The following is an 8328-nucleotide window of genomic DNA, read 5'->3' as shown; positions in this document are numbered from 1 at the left end:
AAATAAATAAAAAACAAAAAGTAGATTGAAGATGTCAAGAAAATTTTGGCAAATTAATCTACTTTTTTATTTTTTATAAAATATTAGAAAAAAGATTTTTAAAAAAAGAAACAAAAGCAAATAAAAATCTAAAAAAAAAAGAAAACTTTGGCAGATTTACCTGTCAAGTAAAAAAAATTCCGCCTAAAAAGTTAATAAAAAAAGAAAAAGCTATTTTTTAAAATTTTCTCCTTATACTGTTAACAAAGAGAGCAAAAAATTTCCTAGAAAATAAAGAAAAATAGAAAAAAGATTGACATTTTGTAGTTTAAAAAGCTTTCAATAAATAGTATAATTAAACTGAGATAACAAAAGGAGGAAATAATGGCTGAAAAAAATTTAAACATGATTGTTTGTGGTGGTTGAAATGCCAAAATAGGGCCGGGGTCTCTTTCAAAATTATTAAAAGATTTACCAAAACGAAAAGATGAAAATCTTCTTGTAGGATATGAAAGTAGCGATGATGCAGCAGTCTATAAAATATCAGAGGACAAAGCCATAATACAAACATTAGATTTTTTTACAACTATGGTAAACGATCCTTATCTATATGGACAAATTGCAGCGACAAACGCCTTAAGTGATGTTTGGGCAATGGGGGGAGAAGTAATATCTGCATTGAATATAGTTACATTTCCGGAAAAAGAAGATTATGAAAAATTACATTTAATCCTAAAAGGAGGAGCAGAAAAAGTTCACGAAGCAGGAGGAGTTTTAGCAGGAGGACACTCAATTCATGATACTACAGCAAAATATGGATTATCTGTAACAGGAATAGTACACCCAGACAAAATATTAATGAATAACTCATGCAAAGAAGGAGATTTATTAATATTAACAAAACCACTAGGAGTAAGTATAATAAACACAGCATTTATGATAAAAGAATGCAGTGAAAAAGCATTTGAAAAGTGTATAAAACAAATGACAACTCTAAATAAATATGCAGCAGACATAATGAAAAAATACAAAGTAAATAGCTGTACAGATATAACAGGATTTGGACTACTAGGACATTTAGTAGAAATGCTAGACAATAAATTCTCAGCAAAATTGTATTCAGAAAAGATACCAATACTAGAAGAAGCAAAACAATGTGCAGAAAATTTTGTTATAACAGGAGGAGGTCAAAAAAATAGAAATTATTTAGAGGAAAAAATCGAATTTGAAATAAAAGATTTTGCATTAGAAGAAATACTATTTGACCCGCAAACCTCTGGAGGACTTTTAATAAGTTTAGCAGAAAAAGAAGCAGAAAAAATGCTAAAAGAACTAAACAAATTAGAAATAAAAAGTAGCATAATAGGAAAAGTAATAAAAAGAGAAGAAAAAGACGTAATAGTAAAATAAAAGGAGTAAAATAATGAAAAAAACAAGATTTGACGCTAAGGGAATGGCGTGCCCACTACCAGTAGTAAAAACAAGAAAACTATTAGGGGAATATGATGTAGTAGAAACGGTAGTAGACAATTTCATAGCAACTCAAAACTTAGAAAAATTAGCAAAACAATTAGGATATGAAATAGAGGTAATACCAGTATCAGATGAAGAATATATAACAACAATAACAAACAAACAAGCATTAGAACCAGTAAAAATAAACGCACTAGAAGGAGAATGTCCAGTACCGGTAGCACAAGTACAAAGAACTTTAGAAACAGAAGACAGCGTAGAAATCTTATTAAAAGAAGAAGATTTAGAAGCTTTAAAAAATTTTGCACAAAAACACCACAATGAAATAAAAATAGAAAAAATAAAAGAAGGATATAAAGTTTTAATAACAAAACAAGAGCAAAATAGTGAAGAAAAAAATCAATATGCCCTAAAAGATGATAGCTATATAGTAGTTATAAATAAAAAAATCATGGGACATGGAAGCGAAGAATTAGGAAAAAAACTAATAAAAAGCTACCTTTATGCACTAACAGAACAAGAACTATTACCAAAAAAAATAATATTTTACAATGAAGGAGCTTATCTTGTAGATAGACAAAGAAGTCATGTCTTAGACGAATTAGCAGAATTAGAAGAAGGGGGAGTTGAAATACTTTGTTGCGGGGCATGTATAGACTATCATAAAATAGACTTAGCAGTAGGAAATCCCACAAATATGTACTTCATAGTAGAAGACATGAGAAAAGCAAACAAAATATTACAACCATAGGAGAAAATATGATAGAAGAAGGACTAATTGTATTTTTTTCAACACATGATGCAATAAAATCAGACAACATATGTCAAGAAAAAAACTTTCAAGCAGCATTAATACCAACCCATCCAAGCATAAGTTTAGGGTGTGGATTTACCTTAAAAACAAAATGGGAAAAATTTTGCGACTTAATAAAAATACTAGAAAAAGAAAAAATAAAATACAAAGCACTATATTATTCCCAAAAAAAAGGAATAAAAAGAGAAACGGAATTATTATATAAAGAAAAATAGAGGTTAGAAATGGCAAATATAATAGTAGGAACAGCAGGACACATAGACCACGGAAAAACAACTCTTATAAAAGCACTAAGCGGTATAGAAACAGACACCACAACAGAAGAAAAAGAAAGAGGAATGAGCATAAATCTAGGCTTTGCTTATTTTGATCTTCCAAGTGGAAAAAGATGTGGAGTAGTAGACGTACCAGGACATGAAAAATTTATAAAAAATATGCTTGCAGGAGTTAGCGGGATAAACCTTGTACTCTTACTAATAGACTCAAGAGAAGGAATCATGCCACAAACCAAAGAACACGTAGATATCCTAACACTACTAGGAATAAAAGACTATATAATAGTAATGACAAAAAAAGACTTAGTAGAAAAAGAATATAGAGAAATGATAAAAGAGGACATAATAGAATTTATAAAAGACACCCCTTTAGAAAAAAGTAAAATAATAGAAGTAGACTCTATATCAAAAGAAGGAATAGATACCTTAATAAAAGAAATAGATAGCAAAGTAAAAGACATAAAAGAAAAAGAAATAAAAGAAAAAGCAAGGTTAAACATAGACAGAACTTTTCAAATAAAAGGCTTTGGAACGGTAGTAACAGGAACCCTAACAGAAGGAAAACTAAAAATAGGCGATGAAATAGAAATATATCCTAAAAATATAAAAACAAAAATAAGAAACATTCAAGTACACTCAAAAGACGTAAAAGAAGCAACAGCAGGACAAAGAACAGCAATAAACTTAACAAACGTAAAAAAAGAAGATGTAGAAAGAGGCTGCACCCTAGCTACACCAAACTCTTTAATACAAACATATATGCTAGACGCAGAAATAATGCTAATAAAAGATACAAAATACACATTAGAATTATGGGATAGAGTAAGAATATACATAGGAACAAAAGAAGTAATGGCAAGAGTAGTACCTTTAGGAGTAGAAAAGATAAAAAAAGGAGAAAAACACTTTGCACAGCTACGACTAGAAGAAGAAATATCAATAAAAAATTATGATAAATTTATAATAAGAACATACTCACCAATGGAAACAATAGGAGGAGGAGTAGTAGTAGACCCAGCACCAAAAAAACACAAAAGATATAACGAAACTATCCTAACAAAATTAAAAAATCAAGCAAAAGGAAGCTTAAAAGAAATAATAACAAACTTTTTAATAACAGAAACAAACTATCTACTGCCAAAAGAAAAAATAATAAAAAATCTTGAAGTAGCAAAATGTGAAATAGAAAAAGAATTAGAAAATCTAAAAAAAGAAAACAAAATAATACAAATAAATGAAAACTACATTCACATAAAAAAATACCAAGACATAAAAGAAAAAATCTACTCAGAAATATCATACTATCATCAAAAATACAGATTAAGACTAGGAATCCCAATAGTAGAATTAATATCAAAAATAAAAGTCAATAAAAAAGAAACGCAAGCCATCATAGAAAAATTAATAGAACAAAAAGAACTAAGAAAACAAGGAAACTTCATATCATTCAAAGAATTTAAAATAGTATATGATAACAAAGAACTAAAAGATAAAGAAAAAATAGAAAAAATACTACTCCAATCAGGATTAAAACCACAACCAGTATCACAAATAATAGAAAAAAACAAAATAAATAAAGAATTAGTAGAATCATTAGTAGGAAACACACTAATAAAACTAAACGATGAAATATATATACATATAAACATATACCAAGACGCAGTAAAAAAAGTAAAAGAACACTTCAAAAAAGAAGAAAAACTAACACTAGCTCAGTTTAGAGATATGAGTGGATCAAGTAGAAAATACACAATGGCAATACTAGAATATATGGACAAAAAAGAATTAACAAAAAGAGTAGAAAACTACAGAATAAAAGGAAAAAATATGGAATAAAAAAGAAAGGAGAAAAAATGTCATATTATTTTGATTATGGAGCAACATCCCTAAAAAAACCCAAGCAAGTAGCAGAAAAAGTATACGAAATACTATCATCATCAAAATACGCAAACCCCTCAAGAGGAAGCTATAAAGAAGCCAACAACGCATTTTTAGAAATATATCAAGCAAGAAAAGAAATAGCTGACTTCTTTTCACTAGAAGATGAAAGATACCTAATATTTACAAAGAACTCAACAGAAAGCTTAAATATAGCAATAACAGGGATATTAAAAGCAAACGACCATGTAATAACCACAAAAATGGAACACAACTCCGCTCTTCGCCCAATATACAAAATGGCAAAAGAAAAAAATGTAAGCTACACAATAATAGACAGCGACAAAAATGGCATAATAAAATATGACGAAATAGAAAAAAATATAACTCCAGAAACAAAATTAATGGTAGTAAATCACGCCTCAAATGTAACAGGAAATATAGTAGATATAAAAAAAATAGTGAAAATATGTAAAAAACACGGCATTCTAGTAATAGTAGACATATCACAGACAGCTGGAGTATTAGAAATAAATGTCAAAGACATAGGAGCAGATATATATTGCTTCACAGGACACAAGAGCCTCTTTGGACCTCAAGGAACAGGAGGAATGATAATAAACAATAAAAACATAGAAATAAATAGATACAACGTTGGAGGAAGTGGGATAAAAACATTTGAACATGAACATCCGGCTGAATACCCAACAAGACTAGAAGCAGGAACACAAAACACCCCATCCATAGCAGGACTAAAAGAAGGAATAAAATATATAAAACAAAAAGGAATAAAAAACTTATATAAAAAACAAATACACTATGCAAACAAATTCTATAATGAACTAAAAAAATACAAATGTCTAGAATTTTATGGAAACTTTCAAGCAGAAAGAGTAGCAGTAGTATCATTTAATATAAAAAACATCTCATCAGCAGACGTAGCAGAAACACTAGCAGAAGAATATAACATAGCAGTAAGAGCGGGAACACACTGTGCACCGTTAATACACAAACACTTCAAAACAGAAAAGCAAGGAATGGTAAGATTTTCATTTTCAAGCATGAATGAAGAAGAAGAAATAGACTACGCAATAGAAAAAATAAAAGAAATAATAAAAGAAATATAGGAGAAAAAATGAAAGAAAAATTATCAAAAATTCCTGCAATAAATAAAATTTTATTAACAAAACAAATAGAAAAAATAACAAAAAAATACCCAGAAACATTTGTAAAAGAAATAATAAAAAAAGAAATAGCAAAAATAAAAGAAAAAATAATAAAAAAAGAACAGCAAGAAATACCAAGCCTAAAAGAAATAGTAGAAATAATAGAAACAAAAGTAAAAGAAGAAGATAAAAACTCTCTAAGAAGGGTAATAAACGCAACAGGAACAATACTACACACAAATCTAGGAAGAAGTTTACTAAGTGAAAGTGTAAAAGAAAATCTAATAAACGTAGCATTTAACTACTCAAATTTAGAATTTAACATAGATGAAAAGAAAAGAGGAAGTAGATACACACACTTAAAAGACATAATAAAACGTCTAACAGGAGCAGAAGATGTTCTTGTGGTAAATAACAACGCAGCAGCAGTAATGTTAGCACTAAACACAATAGCAAAAGAAAAAGAAATCATAGTATCAAGAGGAGAATTAGTAGAAATAGGAGGAGCTTTCAGAATACCAGAAATAATAAAATTATCAGGAGGGGTCCCTGTAGAAGTAGGAACAACTAACAAAACTCACTTAAAAGACTATGAAAAAGAAATAAACGAACAAACAGGAGCACTATTAAAAGTACATACAAGTAATTACAAAATATTAGGATTTACAGAAAGTGTAACTAATGAACAAATAGCAAAATTAGCAAAAGAAAAAAAATTAATCTCAATGAATGACTTAGGAAGTGGGCAATTTGTAGATTTCAAAGAATATGGCTTACCAAAAGAATCTACAGTAAAAGAAATAGTAGAAAGTGGAATAGACATAGTAACATTTAGTGGAGATAAATTACTAGGAGGTCCACAAGCAGGGATAATAGTAGGAAAAAAAGAATACATAGAAAAAATGAAAAAAAATCAATTAACAAGAGCATTAAGAGTAGACAAAATGACAATATCTGCCCTAGAAGCAACCCTAAAACTATATCTAGATGAAAAAAAAGCACTGAAAGAAATTCCTACACTACACATGATAAGCATATCAAAAGAAAAACTACAAGAAAAAGCAAAAACCTTTGCAAATCTTCTGGATAAAAATAAATATGATATAGAAATAAACAAAGATAAAGCAGAAGTAGGAGGAGGGAGCTTTCCAGCAAGTTATTTAGAGAGTGTTGTAGTAAAATTAGAACATAAAACAAAAAAAGCAGAAGAAATAGAAAAAGAATTACTAGAATTAGAAATTCCGGTAATAACAAGAATAAAAGATAATAAAACAATTTTAGATATGAGAACACTTAGAAGTAAAGAATTTAATTTAGTAGCAGAAGAACTTAATAAACTTTAACATAGATTATAAATAAAAAGAAAAAACTTTATAGTAGTGAAAATCTAACTATAAAGTTTATTTATTTATTCTTTCATCTAAGATATTTTTAATAAAATTTAATTAAATTATTTTGTAATCAAATGCTAAAAGATAGAAAATAAAAAATTTTTATTAACTTTTTGATTTGATTAAATTTTTTAAAAATGTTTTAAAAATTAGTACATAAAACAAAATAAAGTATTGACAAAATAAATAATTATATATATATATATATTATGAAGAAATATAAAAATAAAAAATAGGAGTGAAATTAAAATGAAAAGGATAATGAGATTTTTCCTTGCTCTAGTAATGTTTATGTCTTATCTGCCTTTAAACCCAATAACTAGCTATGCAAATGACGATGTTGCAAATGGCAATGTAAATGATGGTGTAAAGATAGATGATGTCTTTTCAGATGAAAATTTTAAAAAATATGTAAGTGATAATTTTGATAAAAATAAAAATGGCTATTTAAGTGATGACGAGGTAGCTGATGTTACAGAGCTTTCGATAGGAAAGCAAGGAATTTCTTCTTTAAATGGAATTGGATTTTTTAAAAATCTTACTAAATTGGATTGTTCTGAAAACGAGATAGAGAGTTTAGATTTAAGTAACAACACAAAGCTTTTTTTCTTGGATTGCTCTATTAACAAGCTAAATAGATTGGATGTAAGTAACAACAGAGATCTTACTACATTATATTGTCATACTAACCAACTAACAAACTTGGATGTAAGTGAAAACACAAATCTTACTAAATTGATTTGTAATGGAAACAATCTAACGAATTTGTTTGTAGGTTACAACATAGATCTTACTGAATTGAATTGTAATAACAACAAGCTAAAGAATTTGTATGTAGGTAGAAACGAAAATCTTACTAACTTGTGGTGTGCTTACAATGAGCTAGAGAGTTTGTATCTAGGTTACAACAAAAATCTTACTAAATTGGGTTGTGATAACAACAAGCTAGAGAGTTTGGATGTAAGTGAAATCCCAAATCTTACTAGCTTGTATTGTTCTGGAAACAAGCTAACAAGTTTAGATTTAAGTAAAAACAAAAATCTTACTAAATTGGAGTGTAGTAATCAACAATACAATATATCAATAAATAAGGACACAAGAGAATTTAAATATAGCAAGTTCCCAGGAAAATTTAATAAAGATAAAGTTACTTCACCAGCTGGAGCAAGTTTTGGCAATGATGCTCTTACAGTTGATAGTAATAATCCAAGTGAAGTAACTTACAATTATAAAGTTGCCGAAGGTAAAGAGATGAATGTCAAATTAAATGTTACCTACAAAGACGTAGTAAAAACAAGCACAGATCCTAAAGTACAAGTTACAGAAGGCTACACAAGAGTAACCTTTGACGC

7 protein-coding genes are annotated in these 8328 nt (G+C 28.2%); all 7 read left to right on the top strand.

The annotated features are described in order from the left end of the window. Positions 1–414: 414 nt before the first annotated feature. Positions 415–1389, top strand: coding sequence for a selenide, water dikinase SelD (selD, locus tag HMPREF1871_RS03790; protein WP_232297361.1), 975 nt, complete (start codon positions 415–417; stop codon positions 1387–1389). 13 nt (positions 1390–1402) lie between these two features. Then, positions 1403–2203: a sulfurtransferase-like selenium metabolism protein YedF gene (yedF, locus tag HMPREF1871_RS03785; RefSeq protein WP_066130238.1), complete on the top strand. Its 801-nt coding sequence runs from the start codon at positions 1403–1405 to the stop codon at positions 2201–2203. 8 nt (positions 2204–2211) lie between these two features. Continuing rightward, positions 2212–2481: a putative Se/S carrier protein gene (locus HMPREF1871_RS03780; RefSeq protein WP_066130236.1), complete on the top strand. Its 270-nt coding sequence runs from the start codon at positions 2212–2214 to the stop codon at positions 2479–2481. Between the two features lie 9 nt (positions 2482–2490). Continuing rightward, positions 2491–4377 (top strand): selenocysteine-specific translation elongation factor, encoded by a 1887-nt coding sequence (gene selB, locus HMPREF1871_RS03775; protein ID WP_066130234.1) that lies wholly within the window; start codon positions 2491–2493, stop codon positions 4375–4377. A gap of 17 nt (positions 4378–4394) precedes the next feature. Then, positions 4395–5546 (top strand): aminotransferase class V-fold PLP-dependent enzyme, encoded by a 1152-nt coding sequence (locus tag HMPREF1871_RS03770; RefSeq protein ID WP_066130232.1) that lies wholly within the window; start codon positions 4395–4397, stop codon positions 5544–5546. 8 nt (positions 5547–5554) lie between these two features. Beyond that, positions 5555–6928: an L-seryl-tRNA(Sec) selenium transferase gene (gene selA, locus HMPREF1871_RS03765; RefSeq protein ID WP_083505636.1), complete on the top strand. Its 1374-nt coding sequence runs from the start codon at positions 5555–5557 to the stop codon at positions 6926–6928. Between the two features lie 297 nt (positions 6929–7225). Continuing rightward, positions 7226–8328: leucine-rich repeat domain-containing protein (locus HMPREF1871_RS03760; RefSeq protein WP_198145762.1), on the top strand; the 1103-nt coding region annotated here is incomplete at its 3' end.

The organism is Gemelliphila asaccharolytica (assembly GCF_001553005.1).
Taxonomy (GTDB): Bacteria; Bacillota; Bacilli; order Staphylococcales; family Gemellaceae; genus Gemelliphila; species Gemelliphila asaccharolytica.
The sequence above is the reverse complement of the archived record's forward strand: the minus strand, read 5'-3'. Positions and strand labels throughout refer to the sequence as shown.

Excerpts from the sequence above, each read along its gene's own strand:
- selB (WP_066130234.1), top strand. The coding sequence starts at position 2,491 with ATGGCAAATATAATAGTAGGAACAGCAGGACACATAGACCACGGAAAA.
- HMPREF1871_RS03780 (WP_066130236.1), top strand. The coding sequence starts at position 2,212 with ATGATAGAAGAAGGACTAATTGTATTTTTTTCAACACATGATGCAATA.
- yedF (WP_066130238.1), top strand. The coding sequence starts at position 1,403 with ATGAAAAAAACAAGATTTGACGCTAAGGGAATGGCGTGCCCACTACCA.
- selA (WP_083505636.1), top strand. The coding sequence starts at position 5,555 with ATGAAAGAAAAATTATCAAAAATTCCTGCAATAAATAAAATTTTATTA.
- HMPREF1871_RS03770 (WP_066130232.1), top strand. The coding sequence starts at position 4,395 with ATGTCATATTATTTTGATTATGGAGCAACATCCCTAAAAAAACCCAAG.